The organism is Kaistella sp., assembly GCF_032060305.1.
Taxonomy (GTDB): domain Bacteria; phylum Bacteroidota; class Bacteroidia; order Flavobacteriales; family Weeksellaceae; genus Kaistella; species Kaistella yananensis.
Map to the genome: position 1 here is coordinate 1 of NZ_DAMBHK010000058.1, position 16017 is coordinate 16017.

Annotated in this window: 14 protein-coding genes; 8 read left to right on the top strand and 6 right to left on the bottom strand. The window is 39.9% G+C overall.

Going from position 1 to position 16017, the window contains the following annotated elements; translation table 11 throughout:
• Positions 1–26: 26 nt before the first annotated feature.
• The 5 genes from V5N63_RS08725 to V5N63_RS08745 form a co-directional block, all read right to left on the bottom strand.
• Complete coding sequence (locus V5N63_RS08725; protein WP_332033636.1) at positions 27–518, bottom strand: hypothetical protein; 492 nt, start codon at positions 516–518, stop codon at positions 27–29.
• 74 nt (positions 519–592) lie between these two features.
• Complete coding sequence (locus V5N63_RS08730) at positions 593–1378, bottom strand: (Fe-S)-binding protein (RefSeq protein ID WP_332033637.1); 786 nt, start codon at positions 1376–1378, stop codon at positions 593–595.
• An 81-nt stretch (positions 1379–1459) separates the two neighbouring features.
• Complete coding sequence (locus V5N63_RS08735; RefSeq protein ID WP_332033638.1) at positions 1460–2788, bottom strand: (Fe-S)-binding protein; 1329 nt, start codon at positions 2786–2788, stop codon at positions 1460–1462.
• 13 nt (positions 2789–2801) lie between these two features.
• Positions 2802–3758, bottom strand: coding sequence for an MlaD family protein (locus tag V5N63_RS08740; protein WP_265143657.1), 957 nt, complete (start codon positions 3756–3758; stop codon positions 2802–2804).
• Between the two features lie 121 nt (positions 3759–3879).
• Positions 3880–6030, bottom strand: a complete 2151-nt coding sequence (locus tag V5N63_RS08745) for a peptidylprolyl isomerase (RefSeq protein ID WP_332033639.1) — start codon at positions 6028–6030, stop codon at positions 3880–3882.
• A 236-nt stretch (positions 6031–6266) separates the two neighbouring features.
• Between V5N63_RS08745 and lon the strand changes: the two genes are divergently transcribed.
• From lon to V5N63_RS08785, 8 genes are all read left to right on the top strand, one after another.
• The gene (gene lon / locus V5N63_RS08750; protein ID WP_332033647.1) at positions 6267–8672 is read left to right on the top strand and encodes an endopeptidase La; all 2406 of its coding nucleotides are present in this window, start codon (positions 6267–6269) and stop codon (positions 8670–8672) included.
• Between the two features lie 130 nt (positions 8673–8802).
• Complete coding sequence (gene pgi, locus V5N63_RS08755) at positions 8803–10443, top strand: glucose-6-phosphate isomerase (protein ID WP_332033640.1); 1641 nt, start codon at positions 8803–8805, stop codon at positions 10441–10443.
• Between the two features lie 24 nt (positions 10444–10467).
• A complete protein-coding gene (locus V5N63_RS08760) occupies positions 10468–11352 on the top strand; it encodes a bifunctional 5,10-methylenetetrahydrofolate dehydrogenase/5,10-methenyltetrahydrofolate cyclohydrolase (protein WP_332033641.1) in 885 nt (294 codons plus the stop codon).
• Positions 11345–11977 carry a 7-carboxy-7-deazaguanine synthase QueE gene (locus V5N63_RS08765; RefSeq protein ID WP_332033642.1) on the top strand — a complete coding sequence of 211 codons (633 nt, stop codon included), beginning with the start codon at positions 11345–11347 and terminating at the stop codon, positions 11975–11977. Before V5N63_RS08760 ends, V5N63_RS08765 begins: the two co-directional genes overlap by 8 nt.
• 36 nt (positions 11978–12013) lie before the next feature.
• Positions 12014–13366 carry an exopolysaccharide biosynthesis polyprenyl glycosylphosphotransferase gene (locus tag V5N63_RS08770; RefSeq protein WP_332033643.1) on the top strand — a complete coding sequence of 451 codons (1353 nt, stop codon included), beginning with the start codon at positions 12014–12016 and terminating at the stop codon, positions 13364–13366.
• Between the two features lie 36 nt (positions 13367–13402).
• Complete coding sequence (locus V5N63_RS08775; RefSeq protein ID WP_332018298.1) at positions 13403–14155, top strand: MlaE family ABC transporter permease; 753 nt, start codon at positions 13403–13405, stop codon at positions 14153–14155.
• Positions 14155–14964, top strand: a complete 810-nt coding sequence (locus V5N63_RS08780) for an ABC transporter ATP-binding protein (RefSeq protein ID WP_332033644.1) — start codon at positions 14155–14157, stop codon at positions 14962–14964. The genes V5N63_RS08775 and V5N63_RS08780 overlap by 1 nt, the downstream gene beginning before the upstream one ends.
• Complete coding sequence (locus V5N63_RS08785) at positions 14951–15574, top strand: outer membrane beta-barrel protein (RefSeq protein ID WP_332033645.1); 624 nt, start codon at positions 14951–14953, stop codon at positions 15572–15574. Before V5N63_RS08780 ends, V5N63_RS08785 begins: the two co-directional genes overlap by 14 nt.
• A 33-nt stretch (positions 15575–15607) precedes the next feature.
• Here V5N63_RS08785 and V5N63_RS08790 read toward each other — a convergent pair whose 3' ends face one another.
• Entirely contained in the window at positions 15608–15925 is a 318-nt protein-coding gene (locus tag V5N63_RS08790) for a hypothetical protein (protein ID WP_332033646.1), read from the bottom strand.
• Positions 15926–16017 lie beyond the last annotated feature (92 nt).

Below are 16017 nucleotides of genomic sequence, written 5' to 3' on the forward strand. Positions count from 1 at the left end.
TTTTTTTTATATCACTTAAAAGGCAGTTAATCTACATAAATCCCAGCCCAGCTTTTTTTCAATGGCAAAAGGAAATCGCTCAGAAAAGCAACATATGTATTCTTCGAAAAGTCGAAAACTTCAATATCATGGGAGATTTCGCCTTCCTTTAAACCTTTCCGGAAGTCCTGCAGCTTCATGGTTTTAAGCTCGCCGTTTTCTATAAAACTGGCTTTCATTCTGTCGAATAAACCCAGCTGAAATTCAGCATCAATTTCTCTCATCACCTGTCCTAAAGCATCGATAGAACAGCCAGAAGCGGCCTCTTTCTCCTCATCAACACAAATCACGATAAACTGATTCTTCTCGATCTTGAATGAAGATGAAAGTGGTTTTCCGTGTGCTGCCCACGTGGCCAGAAAGTCGTATAATCTTTCAGTAATTATTTTACTTTCTTTAGGCGCAAAAGGTCGCGAAGCAGGGTAAATAATCACTCTGTAATCACTGGTTTCTACAATATTTGATTCTTCTATTTTCATTTTTAAAAAGAGTTTAGATACTCGATTTAAGATTCAAGACAAGAACAGTTAAAGTCCTGAAATCTGTTGTCATTTTATAAATCCTCCGCTTCTGCTAAAAGTTCGACAATATCCTTAACGGCAACTTCTTCATTTTTATTGAAGTGTTTCACCCCGTCGGTCATCATTGTATTACAGAACGGGCATCCGGTAGCAATGATCTGCGGCGTTTCCGACAATGCTTCCTCGGTACGCTCCACATTGATGTCTTTGTCGCCTTTTTCAGGCTCTTTGAACATCTGTGCACCTCCCGCTCCACAACATAAACCATTGGATTTGCATCGCTTCATTTCTACCAATTCCGCATCGAGTTTCTCAAGAAGCATTCTCGGTGCTTCGTATTCGCCGTTAGCTCTGCCAAGATAACAAGGATCATGGAAAGTGATTTTCTTTCCTTTGAAACTTCCGCCTTCTACCTTCAAACGGCCTTCTTCCATCAGTTTTCTGAGGAACTGGGTGTGATGCATAACTTCATAGTTTCCGCCCAATCCAGGATACTCGTTTTTAATGATATTGAAACAATGTGGACATGCCGTTACGATTTTTTTTACTTCGTAAGCATTCATGATTTCGATGTTCGTAAGGGCCATCATCTGGAAGATGAATTCGTTTCCGGCACGTTTTGCAGGATCGCCGTTACAGCTTTCTTCCTGACCAAGAACCGCAAACTCAACACCTACTTTGTGTAGAATCTTACAGAACGCTTTGGTGATTTTCTTCGCTCTGTCGTCGAAACTTCCGGCGCAGCCAACAAAAAATAAAACTTCAGGTGCTTTTCCTTCGGCAGCATATTCTGCCATTGTTTTTATTGTGAAATCCATTTTTTCAATATGAAATGTGAGAATTTGAAATTTGAAAATGTAATTAAATAACTTCCAAATTTTGAAATTGATTTTATCTAATTATTCTTTTGCCCAGTTTAAGCGATCGGCCTGATTATAAGCCCATGGAGCTGCATTGTTCTCTACATTTGTCATCATAACGTTCAGTTCGCTTGGCGCGGAAGACTGTTCCATGACCAGAAATCTACGCATTTCGAAAATAATCGACAGTGGGTCAATCAATACAGGACAGGCTTCTACGCAGGCGTTACACGTGGTACACGCCCAAAGTTCTTCTCTCTGGATATGATCATCGAGCAGTTTTTTGCCGTCGTCGACAAATTTGCCGTTTTTGTTGATGTTTTTTGCCACTTCTTCGATGCGGTCTCTTGTATCCATCATGATCTTACGCGGCGAAAGTTTCTTGCCTGTAAGATTGGCAGGACAAACGGCAGTACAACGGCCACATTCAGTACATGAATAAGCATTGAGTAACTGAACCTGATTAAGATCAAAGATATCATTCGCCCCAAATTTATCAGGAACAGCATTAGGATCTGCATCGGGTGCTGCGGCGTAAGGATCTGCATTTGGGTCCATCATCAGCTTTATCTCTTTGGTAACAGAATCTAAATTATTGAATTTCCCTTTCGGTTGCAGATTGGCAAACCAGGTGTTCGGAAACGCAAGAATGATATGGAGGTGTTTTGAGTAATAAAGGTAATTCATGAAGAACAGAATTCCAACAAAATGAAACCACCAGGCTCCTCTTTCAAGGAAAACCAAAGTGCTGTCGCCTAAATTACTGAAAAGAGGTGCAATCAACCCAGATGAAACAGGGAAGCTGCCGTGTTCGGCAAGCACTCCTCTCTGCTGAAGAACCCAGTCTGCAGAATTCATCGTGAAAAATGCTGTCATTAAAGCAAATTCAATAATCAGAATCCAGTTGGCATCCTGTTTTGGCCAGCCGAAAAGTTCTTTCATAGTTAGTCTTCTTACACCGTAGAAATTTCTTCTGATAAAGAATATTACGACTGCGATTATGACTAAAAGTGCTAAAATTTCAAGTGTCGCTGTAAAGGCTGCATAAAAAGAATCACCAAGAATTCCGGCAAGGAAACGGTGAGTCCCGAAAATTCCGTCGACAATAATCTCAATCAATTCAATATTGATAATAACAAATCCTACATACACGAACATATGCAGAATCCCGGCAATTGGTCTTTTGCCCATTTTGCTTTGCCCTAAGGCGACTCTTGCCATTGTTTTCCAACGTACATCCGGATGATCGGTGCGGTCGATTTTCTTTCCGAGCTGTATGTTTCGGTAAATTTCCTTTAAGCTTTTAAAGAAGAGTCCAAAGCCCGCAATAAGGGCAATGATGAAAATAATATTGTCAATATATTGCATATTGAAGGGGTTTTTAGTCTTTAGGCGTGCTGTTCTTTCCGAATACAGAGAAATTAAGATATCTTTTCGGATTGGCCTTCAGGTCCAGAATAAGATTATTTAAGTTCGCCGAGGATTCATTAAGATTATTGTAAAGTTGCTCATCTTTTGTGAGTTTACCAAGCGATCCTTCACCATTTTGTATGCCGGAAATAATACCGTTGAGTTTATCTGCCGTTAAACTTAATTTATCAATGGTATTGTTGAGTTTCTGCACATCAACTTCATCGGCAACCCGTCCATATTTATCGATGGTGGTTTTTGCGCTTACCGTAGCAAGATTTGCATTATCGAGCATTTTTTGAATGCGCGGATCATTATTGGCAAGCAGCGCATTTGTCTGTTGTGAGGTCGATTCAAATGAAGTGACGGTACGGTTAAGACTTGAAAGTAATGCACGTATAGCCTGCTGATTCTGCGCATCGGTCATTGCGTTAGCATTCATCATCAAGCTGTCAACTCTTTTCAACACGATTTGCAGCTGGTCTTTCACCGGCCCCACCTGCGATGAGATATTATTCATCATCGAAAGCTTGAAAGCGCCCTTCAATGTATCCCCATCCTTAGCCATAGGACTTCCGTAGGCGAGGTTTACCCGCATTTCTTTTCCTGACATTAATCCAGGTTCGAAAATCTCTAAAGTAGAACGTTTGGAGAACTCGAAATTATCGTCTACCGTAACTTTTACTACGAAATGAATCTTCCCGTCGGGTTCTGTGATCGGAATGATCTGATCAACCTGCCCCACCTTTAACCCGTTGATTGACACCGGATTAGAAGCCTCTAAACCTTCTACATTATCAAACTTTGCATAGAAAATATTGTCGGTTGTGAAAAGGCTTTTACCTTTCATGAATTGGAACAGAATTATGAATCCTACAATTGCTAAAATTGCGATTAACCCTGCTTTTATTTCTTTTGTGAACTTCACTTTTTCTTAATTTTTAATGGACAAATATAATACATTTTCAACGAAATTTTTAAATCTCCGGTCAGCAATGCAAAAAGCGACCCATAAGGATCGCTTTGATATTATTAAATTACTTTTCGACTTATTGCTGTGCAGCCTGGTTATAAACCTCAATCCTGTAATCTTCGATTTTAGCATTGTCCTGAAGGCTTCTAAGCAAAGCCTGGCCAAACTGCTGCGAATTCTGGCTGGCAAGTGCCTGGGTAACCTGCTTGATGTCTCCCGGTTGTTTGTTAAGTGTTTCAGATTTTTTTACTAAAACATAAACTCCCGTCATTCCTTCTACCGGATTTGAAACTTTACCCTTTGCAACACCAAATGCTGCACCGGCTACTTTAGGTTCCATAGCTCCGGCAATCTGAGGGCTCAACATATTCACCTGTGCAGTTTGCTTCGCAGACCCGAACATTTTAGCGATCTGATCTAAGCTTGTTGCTTTGGCAGCGGTAATTTTATCTGAAATCTGTTTTGCTAAAATTCTGTTTTTAACAATTGGCTCAATTTGATCACGAACAGCTTCCGGATCGGCAGTCCCCGGATCCTGAATTCCATTGAGGTAAGCTACGATTCTGTCTCCTGTACCATCAACCGTGAAGATATCAGCATCGCCTTTTTCACGTTTCTTATTAAATGCCCACGCGATAATTTCTTCGTCTTTATCCGTACCCAATCCTGGTAACTGACCCTGGAAACGGCCAACTTCTTTTGGATTGAAGAACTGGTAATTGTTTTTCTTCGCTACATTGGCAAAATCATTAAATGTTTTACCCTGAATCTGCTGAATAAATCTTGTGGCCTTCGTGTAAACCTCGCTTTCAGTTTTGTCTGAAGGTTTTATTGCTTTTACGAGGTTGGCAACTTTATAAGTCATCGCACCGGATTTCTTGTCCTCGATATTGATGATATGATAACCAAACTGTGTTTCCACAACTCCAGTGGCTCCTTTTCCATTATTCGCAAGGAAACTTAAATATTCCGGAACGAATGGCGTTGCAGGAGTTGTCCAGCCTACGCTTCCACCCTGTCCCGCAGATCCCGGATCAGAAGAATATTTCAGGAATTCTGCAAATTTAGCAGGTGTTGCTTTCAAAACAGCACCGATGGAATCTGCTAATTTTTTCGCTTCTTCTTTTGTTCTAGTCTCATTTGCACCAGCCTGATTTCCTTTATAAGAAACGAGAATATGTCTGGACAGTGTAGAATCTGAAGGTTTTTTATCTAAAAGTTTAGATACAACATAAAAGTTCTGCTCTTTGTAAGGACCAAAAGTTGTTCCTACTGCCGCACCTGCAACTTTATCTTTAATGGCAGCCGGCAGCTGTTCCGCTGAAAAGTAAGTTGGGTTATAAGGTAGGTCGGAATTAAGTGAAACAAACATTGAATCGTTTGTAGTGTTCTGGAAATTTTCTTTTCCGTCACTCATATCCGTTCCTTTCGAGAACAGTTTATTGATTTCGGCCTGGGTTACAGCTTCGTCCTGAGGGCTTGCTGCCGCTGGGAAATAAACCAATCCAATATTTCTGCTGGCATCTCTTTTAAACAGAATCGGATGTTTCTTGATATAATCTTCTAAATCTTTGGTTGTAACTTTCACAGGATTTTTCTGAGCGTATGTTGCATAATCAACTTTCACAAAATCGATGTCAGCAACCTGGTCTCTCTGCTTCATCATTTCCTCAGCCTCTTTTTTGCTTACGGTAATCCCTGTTGAAACGTTGGCGAAAAGCTGTCGGGCCATCATTCTGTATTCGATGGCTTTTTTTGTCTTCAACCAGTTGTTGTACATTTCTACGTTTCCGCTGTTGCGAAGTTCTTCGATCTGTTTTTTAATTTCCTGCACTTTGAAATTTCCTTTTGCGTCAAAATTTTCTGGATTCTGCGCAAACATAGGATCAAACTGCAATTGGTTATAGAACATGTCATCGGTTAAGGTAAGTCCCATTTTTTCGAATTGCTGCTTAATCAGTTTCGACTGTACTACCATTTGCCAAGCCTGTTCCTCCAGACCTTTTGTGGGCTGGCCTTGCTGCTGTGCCTGCTGCTGAAGTATGAAAAGCTGATCATCGAAATCTTCTTTTGTAATTTCATCACCATTTACTTTTCCGTAAACACCCGGTTTTGCACCGAATAATTTCTCCAAACTGTCAGGATTTACAACGAAAGCTAACATCGCAACTGCGATAATCCCCATTAAAAGCCAAGGTCTGTTTCTAATCTCTCCTAAAACTGCCATCTTTTTTGTATAATTTTATCAGTTTGCGAAAATACACATTTTTAAGAGATTAAGAAAAATTTTAAACATTTTAAACTTATTTTTTCATAAAGATGGAAATTCTGTCTAAATATAGTGTTGGCATAATGCTTGTGAAATTAAGGCTACCTATTTATTTAAGGCTGTTTTAAAGGAAAATCTTTAACAACAGTTCAATAACCCTACAATAAAATGACAATTTGTCACGCATAAATATTATGGCAGAATTTGATGATCTTAATTTTGATGAAATTATAAACGACGGCTTCAGTATCGTAGCAGAAGAAATTAATCTTTCCGATCTCATGAACGAACCTACAAATAACGAACAAACGGTTTTCCCGATTTTGCCGGTAAGAAATATGGTGATGTTTCCAAAAGTGGTAATTCCTATTACCGCCGGACGCGAAATGTCGATAAAATTGTTGGAAGAGGCACAGAAAAACAACGAATTTATCGGAATCATCAGCCAGAACAATTCCAGCATCGAAAATCCTACGGAAAATGATCTTTACAAAACCGGCACCCTTGCGAAAATCATTAAAATCATAAAACTTCCGGAAGGCAACATTACCGCCATCACCAGAGGTTTTCAAAGGTTTACGGTTAAAAATTTCACGCAAAGCCAGCCCTATTTCAAAGCAGAAATTACCAAACTGAAAGATGTCACTTCTAAGAAAACAGAAGAATACGCTGCGCTTTTAGAAAACATTAAAGATCTAGCTCTTAAAATTGTAGAACTGGATCCAAACATCCCATCGGCTGCAAATTTCGCGATCAAAAACATGAATGATAACGAAGATTTGCTCAATTTCATTTGCACGAACGCCAATTTCACGTCGGCGCAGAAACAGAAACTGCTGGAGGAAAAAAGTTTAATGATCCGTGCCCAGAAATGTTATGAACTAATGCATGATGAGTTCAGAAAACTGGAACTGAGAAACCAAATCCATCTTAAAACAAACCGCGAACTCGATAAAAGCCAGCGCGAATATTTCCTGAACCAACAGATCCGTGCGATCCAAGAAGAATTGGGCGGCGGCCCCGAGTCGGATGTGGAAGAACTTCTTCTGAAAGCAAAAAAAATAAAATGGAATGACGAGGTTGACAGTCATTTCCAGAAAGAAATCAATCGACTGCAGCGCCAAAATCCAAATTCACCGGATTATAACGTGCAGAGAAATTATCTCGATTTCTTTACAGATCTGCCTTGGGAAAACTATTCTAAAGACATTTTCGACATCACCAAAGCGCAAAAAGTTTTAGATAAAGCACATTTCGGGTTAGAAGATATCAAGAAAAGAATTCTGGAACACATGGCAGTTCTGAAACTAAAAAACAACATGAAATCTCCGATTTTGTGTCTGGTAGGCCCTCCGGGCGTGGGTAAAACATCGCTTGGCAAGTCGGTAGCTGATTCTCTTGGCAGAAAATATGTTCGCGTTTCCTTGGGCGGACTTCATGATGAATCTGAAATCCGTGGCCACCGAAAAACCTATATCGGAGCAATGGCAGGAAGAATTCTTCAGTCAATCAAAAAAGCAGGAACCTCTAATCCGGTGATTGTTTTAGATGAAATCGACAAAATCGGTCAGGGAATTCATGGCGATCCAAGTTCAGCGTTGCTGGAAGTTCTTGATCCGGAACAGAACAGTTCTTTTTACGATAACTTTTTGGAGATGGGTTATGATCTTTCGAAAGTAATGTTTATCGCAACCGCAAACTCTTTGTCTACCGTTCAGCGTCCGCTTTTGGACCGAATGGAAATCATCGAAATCGCCGGCTACACTTTGGAAGAAAAAGTAGAGATTGCAAAACGACACTTAATTAAAAAACAGCAGGACGAAAACGGACTGACCGCTAAATCATTCAAACTCGGAAATCCCGAACTCAAACACATCATCGATGCCCACACTTCTGAAAGCGGCGTTCGTAGTCTCGAGAAAAAAATTGCGGCCATTGCCAGATGGGTAGCGTTGCAGACCGCGATGGAGAAGGAATATGATCCCAAGATTTCAATTGAAAAAGTGGATGAAATTCTGGGAGTTCCAAGACCTAAAAGCCTTTCTGAAATTACTGGAGTTCCTGGTGTGGTCACAGGTTTAGCATGGACTCAGGTTGGTGGCGACATTCTTTTCATCGAAAGTATTTTGAGCGAAGGGAAAGGAAACCTCAGCATGACCGGGAATCTCGGAACGGTGATGAAAGAATCTGCAACGATCGCTTTAGAATATATTAAGGCAAAACATGATGAAATGGGCATTTCTTCAGAAGATATTCAGAAGAAAAACATTCACGTTCACGTTCCGGAAGGCGCAACGCCTAAAGATGGGCCTTCCGCCGGAATTGCAATGCTTACGTCCATTGTGTCGAGCTTCAAGAATAAAAAAGTTAAACCTCATCTCGCCATGACCGGCGAAATAACCTTGCGCGGAAAAGTGCTTCCTGTAGGCGGAATTAAAGAAAAACTTCTGGCCGCAGCTCGCGCAGGAATCACCCACATTATTCTTTGTGAAGCTAACAGAAAAGATGTCGAAGAAATTAAAAAAGATTATTTAAAGACATTAAAAATCAGTTATGTGAGCAGAATGAGCGAAGTAATCGACCTGGCAATTGAAAAATAATTTTCAGAATACATCGTTTTGATTTTTATAAAAACTTAAACCTCCGGAATTTTTCGGAGGTTTTATTTTTCTGTAAATTTGCAGCGTCTTAACCAATGGAGCATAACTCCTTACTTAAAACCTTCTGAACATGTTACCAAAGATAAATCCCGAACACACACAGTCCTGGCAGGATCTCGAAATGCATTTTGCACAAAATGATTTTGATTTACGTTCACTCTTTAAAGAGAATCCCAACCGTTTCGCAGAATTTTCTGTAAAAAGAGACGGTTATCTTTTCGATTTTTCTAAAAACTTAATCGATCAGGAAACTTTTAATTTACTGATTAGATTAGCTGAAGAAACTCATTTGAAAGAAGCGATTTCAGCCATGTTTTCGGGCGAAAAAATAAATGAAACCGAAGGACGAGCTGTGCTTCATACCGCATTGCGGGACTTTTCAGAAGAGGAAATTTTAGTGGATGGCGAAAACATAAAGCCAGGAATTAAAAAAGTTCTCGACCAGATGAAATCCTTTTCCGCGAAAGTAATTTCCGGGGAACACAAAGGCTTTTCAGGCAAAGAAATTACAGATGTAGTAAATATAGGTATCGGTGGTTCAGATTTGGGTCCCGTAATGGTTTGCTCGGCATTGAAACATTTTAAAACGCGTTTAAATGTTCATTTTGTTTCCAACGTTGACGGAAATCACATTGCAGAAACCCTTAAAAATCTAAATCCCGAAACTACACTTTTCATTGTTGCGTCGAAAACATTCACCACCCAGGAAACCATGACTAATGCTGAATCAGCAAAAGACTGGTTCCTGAAAAAAGGTGCTAACGAGGATGTGGCAAAACATTTCGTGGCACTTTCTACAAATACCAAATCGGTAAAAGAATTCGGCATCGCAGAAGAAAATATTTTTGAATTCTGGGACTGGGTTGGTGGCCGTTATTCACTTTGGAGCGCTATCGGATTAAGTATTTGTCTTGCTGTAGGTTATGATAATTTCGAACAGTTACTGAAAGGCGCAAACGAAACCGACACTCATTTTAAAACCGCAGATTTTAAGGAAAACATTCCTGTCCTCATGGCACTTTTAGGAATCTGGTACCGTAATTTTTACGGCGCCGGAACTTATGCCATTCTTCCGTATTCCCAATATTTGGATCGTTTCCCGGCCTATCTTCAACAGGGAGATATGGAAAGTAACGGAAAATCGGTCGACAGAAACGGCGAATATGTAGAATACGAAACAGGCCCAATTATTTGGGGAGAACCGGGAACCAACGGTCAGCACGCGTTCTATCAGCTGATTCACCAAGGCACGGAATTGATTCCTGCTGATTTCCTGGCTTACGCGAAGTCATGCAATGAAGTTTCCGACCATCAGGATAAATTATTGGCCAACTTTTTTGCACAAACAGAAGCTTTGGCTTTCGGAAAAAACGCAGAGGAGGTACACGCAGAATTAAAAGCATCAGGGAAATCTGACGAGGAGATTGAAAAACTATTGAATTACAAGGTATTCGCCGGAGATTCGCCTACCAATTCATTTATTTTCAATGAACTTACCCCGTTCTCTCTCGGGCAATTAATTGCGCTTTACGAACATAAAATATTCGTTCAGGGGGTGATTTGGAACATCTTCAGTTTCGACCAGTTTGGTGTGGAACTCGGTAAAGTGCTGGCCGGAAAAATTTTGTCAGAACTCGAAAGTCAGGAGCCGGTAAACTCCCATGATTCCTCTACCAACGGTTTGATGAATTACTATAAAGCGAAGAAATAAATCATAATCTAAAGTAAAAGTAAAATGGCAAAAATTCTCGATGGACTGAAGGTTTCGAAAGAAATCAAGCAGGAAATTAGATCTGATGTTGAAAAAATTGTTGCAGGAAAAAGACGTGCACCACACTTGGTCGCAATTTTAGTAGGCAGCAATGGCGCAAGTATGACGTACGTAAACAACAAAATCAAAGACTGCAGGGAGGTAGGCTTTAAATCCTCTTTGGTTAAATTCCCGAGCACGGTTTCGGAAGCAGAACTTTTAGAGAAAATCAAGGAACTTAATAAGTCGAAAGATGTTGACGGATTTATTGTACAGTTGCCTTTGCCGAAGCAGATTGACCAGGAAAAAATCATTATGGCTATTGATCCGAGAAAAGATGTTGATGGCTTCCATCCGGAAAACTTCGGAAAAATGGCTTTGGAAATGGACACTTTCCTGCCTGCAACGCCTTTCGGAATCCTTACCTTGCTGGAACGTTACGGAATTGAAACCGAAGGGAAGCACTGTGTAATTATCGGCCGCAGCCGCATTGTAGGAAAACCTATGAGTATTTTAATGGGTAGAAAACATTTTCCGGGAAATTCTACAGTGACTTTAACCCATTCCTACACCCCGCACATCGAGAAATTCACCCACCACGCGGATATTGTAATTACCGCCCTGGGAGATCCCAATTTCCTGAAAGCCGATATGATTAAAAAAGGAGCCGTAATTATTGATGTGGGAATTACAAGAATTACAAACGACTCTGAAAAAGGTTACGAACTGGTAGGTGACGTAGATTTCGAAAGTTGTAAAACAAAAGCAAGCTGGATTACGCCTGTACCTGGTGGTGTGGGACCTATGACCAGAGCGATGCTGATGAAAAACACTCTTTTAGCTTACAAAACTTCAGTATATAATGACTAAAGAAGAAGAAAATATTTTATTGAACCAAGGTAAAATGCTCCCGGTGATGGAGCATTTTTATACTTTGCAGGGCGAAGGTGCACACACCGGAAAAGCCGCATATTTTATCCGTCTTGGTGGCTGCGATGTAGGTTGCCATTGGTGCGATGTAAAAGAAAGTTGGGACCCCAACCTTCATCCCGTGATGGATGCTTTACAGATTGCCGAAATTGCTGCAAGCCACTGCAAAACGATTGTACTTACAGGTGGCGAACCGCTGATGTGGAATCTGGAGGTTTTAACCTCGCGCCTGAAAGAACTGGGCTGCGAAATTCATATTGAAACTTCCGGCGCCTATGAAATGAGCGGAATACTTGACTGGATCACCCTTTCTCCTAAAAAAACCGGTCTGCCAAAAGAAGAAATCTACGCGAAAGCCAGTGAACTGAAAATGATCGTTTTCAACCACAACGATTTTAAATTTGCTGAAGAACAGGCTGCAAAAGTCTCAGAAAGCTGCAAACTTTATCTGCAGAGTGAGTGGAGCAAGAGAAATGAAATGTACCCAAAAATAACAGACTATATTCTTTTAAATCCGAAATGGCAGGCATCCGTGCAGACGCATAAATATTTGAATATTCCGTAAATTAAGTTAAATTTACTTTTTATATAATTCGGTTTTATGCAAAAAATTCGATATTCTCGATATTTTAAAATTACATTTATACTCCTGGACGTGTTGGTTATTACCTGTGTATTTTTGTTCTTTTTCATCAGGAATAACGATGCACGCTACGAAAAAGACATTTGGGAGCAGAATCTGCTGTCCATTATTCTTCTAACGCTATTTTGGATTTTGCTCAGCGGGAGAACCAAACTCTATTCTGTCGCACGAAATCTTACCTACACCATTTATCTAGAACGGCTGGTTACGCATATTTTCCTTTTTATATTTGGGGTAATTTTATTGGCAAAAGTAAGCAATAATGATTTTCTGAAACAGGATCGGTTTCTCATCGCCATCAGCCTCTTTTTCCTTCTCTTCTTCATTAAATCCATAGTTTTTTTCACGCTGAAGTATATTCGGACATTGGGAATCAATTACAGAAATATTATGTTTCTTAGCAATGATTCCTCATCAGAAATTCTGAAGAATATTTTAACAGATAGAAAGGATTACGGTTTTAAAATCTTCGATTATCCTGAAGAAGAGCAGTTTGATTTGGATAAACTCATTACTTTTTGGAAAGAAAAAGGCATCCACACGATGTATATGCCTTCAAATGGTTTCGAAAAAAATGACGAACAGGAAATCTACAGACTGGCAGCACTGCACAAAGTAAAAATATCGCTCATTCCCAGCATTGTAAAGAACAATTTCTTCCAGTATGACCTTGGATACATTGAAATGCAGCCGGTGCTGGACCGCTCTAAATTTCCCCTGGATTATCTTACCAATATCCTGCTCAAGAGGGTCTTCGATATTATATTTTCGGTTATAATCCTCATTTTTATCTGTAGCTGGCTCTTTCCTGTTATTGCAATCTTGATCAAAAGGGACAGCAAAGGACCTGTATTTTTTCTCCAAAAAAGATATGGCTTCCATGACCATGTTTTTCGGTGTATAAAATTCCGAACGATGTATATGAATGCAGATTCGCTGCCAACAGATAAAAGAGTAACCCGGATTGGCAGGTTTCTGCGCAAAACAAGTTTAGATGAGATGCCGCAGTTCATCAATGTGCTGAAAGGAGAAATGTCGGTAGTAGGGCCAAGACCCCACATGCTGTTGGTAGATGATTTTTACAAACTTAAAATCGGCCGCTATTCGGTACGGAGTTTGGTTAAGCCTGGTGTTACCGGTCTTGCGCAAGTGAATGGTTTGCGTGGTGACAGTGGAAATATGGATATAAAAATGCAGAAAAGAATTCTGGCCGATGCTTTTTATGTTAAAAACTGGAGTTTCAGCTTAGATCTTGTTATCATTTTAAAAACAGTTTTTCTGGTTATTTGCGGCGATAAAAATGCCAATTAAAAAATTTAGAAAAAAATAAAACACTAATTTAGCCGAATGTTAAAGAAATTTTTGAGCCAGATCGGAGCTTACTTTCTCCTGCTGTCCAAAACAATAAAAAGACCACAGAAAACCTCGGTTTTCGGCAAACTCTTTATGAGAGAAATTCATGATCTTGGGGTTAATTCCTTCGGGCTGGTTCTCTTTACCTCCATATTTGTAGGAGCGGTAGTCGCGATACAGATGTTCAACAACTTTAAGGCATCTACCTTCCCAATTCCCAATTCATTTATCGGATATGCGACAAAAGTGGTGTTGATCTTAGAATTTGCACCTACGATTATTTCTGTAATACTTGCAGGAAAAGTAGGTTCTTATATTGCCTCAAGCATTGGTACTATGAGAGTTACAGAGCAAATTGACGCGTTAGACATTATGGGGGTAAATTCACCAAACTTCCTTATTCTTCCAAAAATTCTGGCGAGCGTGATTTTCAATCCTTTGCTGATCGCGATCAGTATTGTATTTGGGGTCTGGGGCGGCTACCTCGCAGGACTTGCCACCGGAAACTGGAGTAAAGCAGACTATATTACCGGAATACAAATGTACATGCCACAGCATTTTATTTGGTATGCACTCTTCAAAACTGCGGTATTTGCATTTTTAATTGCAACGATACCCGCATTTTTTGGGTATAATGTAAAAGGAGGTTCGCTTGAAGTTGGCCGCGCCAGTACACAGGCTGTAGTGTGGACCATCGTTTCCATCATTATTACCAATTTAATTTTAACCCAAATGTTCCTCAGCTGATGATTGAAGTAAAAGATTTAAAGAAGAAATTTGAGGAGGTTGAAGTTTTAAAAGGCATCACCACAACATTCGATACCGGGAAAGTAAACCTCATCATTGGGCAGAGTGGCTCTGGAAAAACTGTATTTCTCAAGAGTTTACTCAATGTTTATCAGCCTACATCGGGAGAAATTCTGTTTGATGGCAGAGACATCAACAAAATGTCAAGAGACGAAAAGCAGGTCCTACGCTCGGAGATCGGCACCGTTTTCCAGGGTAGCGCTCTGTTCGATTCAATGACGGTGGAAGAAAATATAACATTTCCGCTGGATATGTTCACCAATCTGTCATTCCGAGAAAAGAAAAGAAGAGTTTTTGAAGTAATAGGAAGAGTTCACCTCGAAAAGGCTAACAGAAAATATCCGTCTGAAATTTCAGGAGGTATGCAGAAAAGGGTTGCTATTGCACGTGCAATTGTAAACAACCCTAAATATCTGTTTTGCGATGAGCCGAATTCGGGACTCGATCCTTATACCTCCAATATTATCGATGATCTTCTGATGGAGATTACCAAGGAATACAATACCACAACCATCATCAACAGCCACGATATGAACTCGGTGATGACGATTGGCGAGAAAATTGTATACCTACGTTTGGGAATTAAAGAGTGGGAAGGAAACAAAGACATCCTGATTAATGCAGGCAATAAAAACCTGATCGACTTCGTTTATTCCTCAGAATTATTCAAGGAGCTGCGCGAGTACTTCCTTGAAACCAACAAAACCTCAATCGATAATATTGTAACAAAATCTAATGAAAACGAATAAAATTCTTAGTATCGCTCTATTGGGAGCTACTATATTCGCCTCTGCGCAGGTAAAATTATCCGGGCGCGCTAACTTACTTTTTAAGACTGATAAACCAACGTGGGAAAACATCAGCAACACTGCAACCGGCGCTTATAATGATTCCGGTAAAAACAATGCAGGATTCAATTTTGGTCTTTCAGCGAAAGTAAATTTGCCACTTTCGCTTTTTTTAATGCCGGAAATCTATTACACAACTTTAAAATCTGAATTTACCGAACCTATATCTAACACTACGCTTGAGGTTAAAAGCAACCGTGTTGACGTACCTGTACTTTTAGGGTATAATGTACTTGGTGACACGTTCGGTGTATTTGCTGGTCCTGTAGCATCATACAATCTTTCTACTGATAATCAGTTTAATGATTTCAAAGAAAATGCAAAGAATGATTTTACGGTAGGTTACCAGTTCGGAGCTCAGGTTCAGTTGCAGAAATTTATTATTAACGGAAGATACGAGGGTGCGTTTACCGATGACCAGAGAGATTTCATTAATAATAACACCAATCAGACGATCCGCTACGACAGCCGACCAAGCATGTTAATCCTCGGTTTAGGATATCAGTTCTAAGCTTAAAATTTCAAAATAAAAAAATCCTCAGAATTAGTAATTCTGAGGATTTTCATTTGATGCATTCTGTATTGTCTGTTGCCTAGCCAATTCTGCAGCCTGTTTCTCAAGATCTTCTTTTTCTCTCCGCAGCTGCTGAAGTTCTTTTCTTTTTTGTTCTTCTTTCAAGGCCGATCCTTTGCTTACATAGCCAACGATCCCACCGATGATGAGGCCGATTCCGATTCCTGCAAGAATTCCCATCAAGCTGATTGGCTCAAAAAGCTTTACGATTGAAAATTCCGGCAACATATAATAAAGCAGAAATGCAAGTCCCAAAAGTAAAAATCCTATAAAGTGTAAATTTTTCATAGTCATAAAATTAACAAACCTTCCCAAAATTAATAATTTTTAGGGAAGGTTTCATTATTATTGGTAAGATTTTAAATTTTTCCGCCCGATAC

Coding starts and splice junctions, on each gene's coding strand:
- V5N63_RS08725 (WP_332033636.1), bottom strand. CDS start 518: ATGAAAATAGAAGAATCAAATATTGTAGAAACCAGTGATTACAGAGTG.
- V5N63_RS08730 (WP_332033637.1), bottom strand. CDS start 1,378: ATGGATTTCACAATAAAAACAATGGCAGAATATGCTGCCGAAGGAAAA.
- V5N63_RS08735 (WP_332033638.1), bottom strand. CDS start 2,788: ATGCAATATATTGACAATATTATTTTCATCATTGCCCTTATTGCGGGC.
- V5N63_RS08745 (WP_332033639.1), bottom strand. CDS start 6,030: ATGGCAGTTTTAGGAGAGATTAGAAACAGACCTTGGCTTTTAATGGGG.
- lon (WP_332033647.1), top strand. CDS start 6,267: ATGGCAGAATTTGATGATCTTAATTTTGATGAAATTATAAACGACGGC.
- pgi (WP_332033640.1), top strand. CDS start 8,803: ATGTTACCAAAGATAAATCCCGAACACACACAGTCCTGGCAGGATCTC.
- V5N63_RS08760 (WP_332033641.1), top strand. CDS start 10,468: ATGGCAAAAATTCTCGATGGACTGAAGGTTTCGAAAGAAATCAAGCAG.
- V5N63_RS08765 (WP_332033642.1), top strand. CDS start 11,345: ATGACTAAAGAAGAAGAAAATATTTTATTGAACCAAGGTAAAATGCTC.
- V5N63_RS08770 (WP_332033643.1), top strand. CDS start 12,014: ATGCAAAAAATTCGATATTCTCGATATTTTAAAATTACATTTATACTC.
- V5N63_RS08775 (WP_332018298.1), top strand. CDS start 13,403: ATGTTAAAGAAATTTTTGAGCCAGATCGGAGCTTACTTTCTCCTGCTG.
- V5N63_RS08780 (WP_332033644.1), top strand. CDS start 14,155: ATGATTGAAGTAAAAGATTTAAAGAAGAAATTTGAGGAGGTTGAAGTT.
- V5N63_RS08785 (WP_332033645.1), top strand. CDS start 14,951: ATGAAAACGAATAAAATTCTTAGTATCGCTCTATTGGGAGCTACTATA.
- V5N63_RS08790 (WP_332033646.1), bottom strand. CDS start 15,925: ATGAAAAATTTACACTTTATAGGATTTTTACTTTTGGGACTTGCATTT.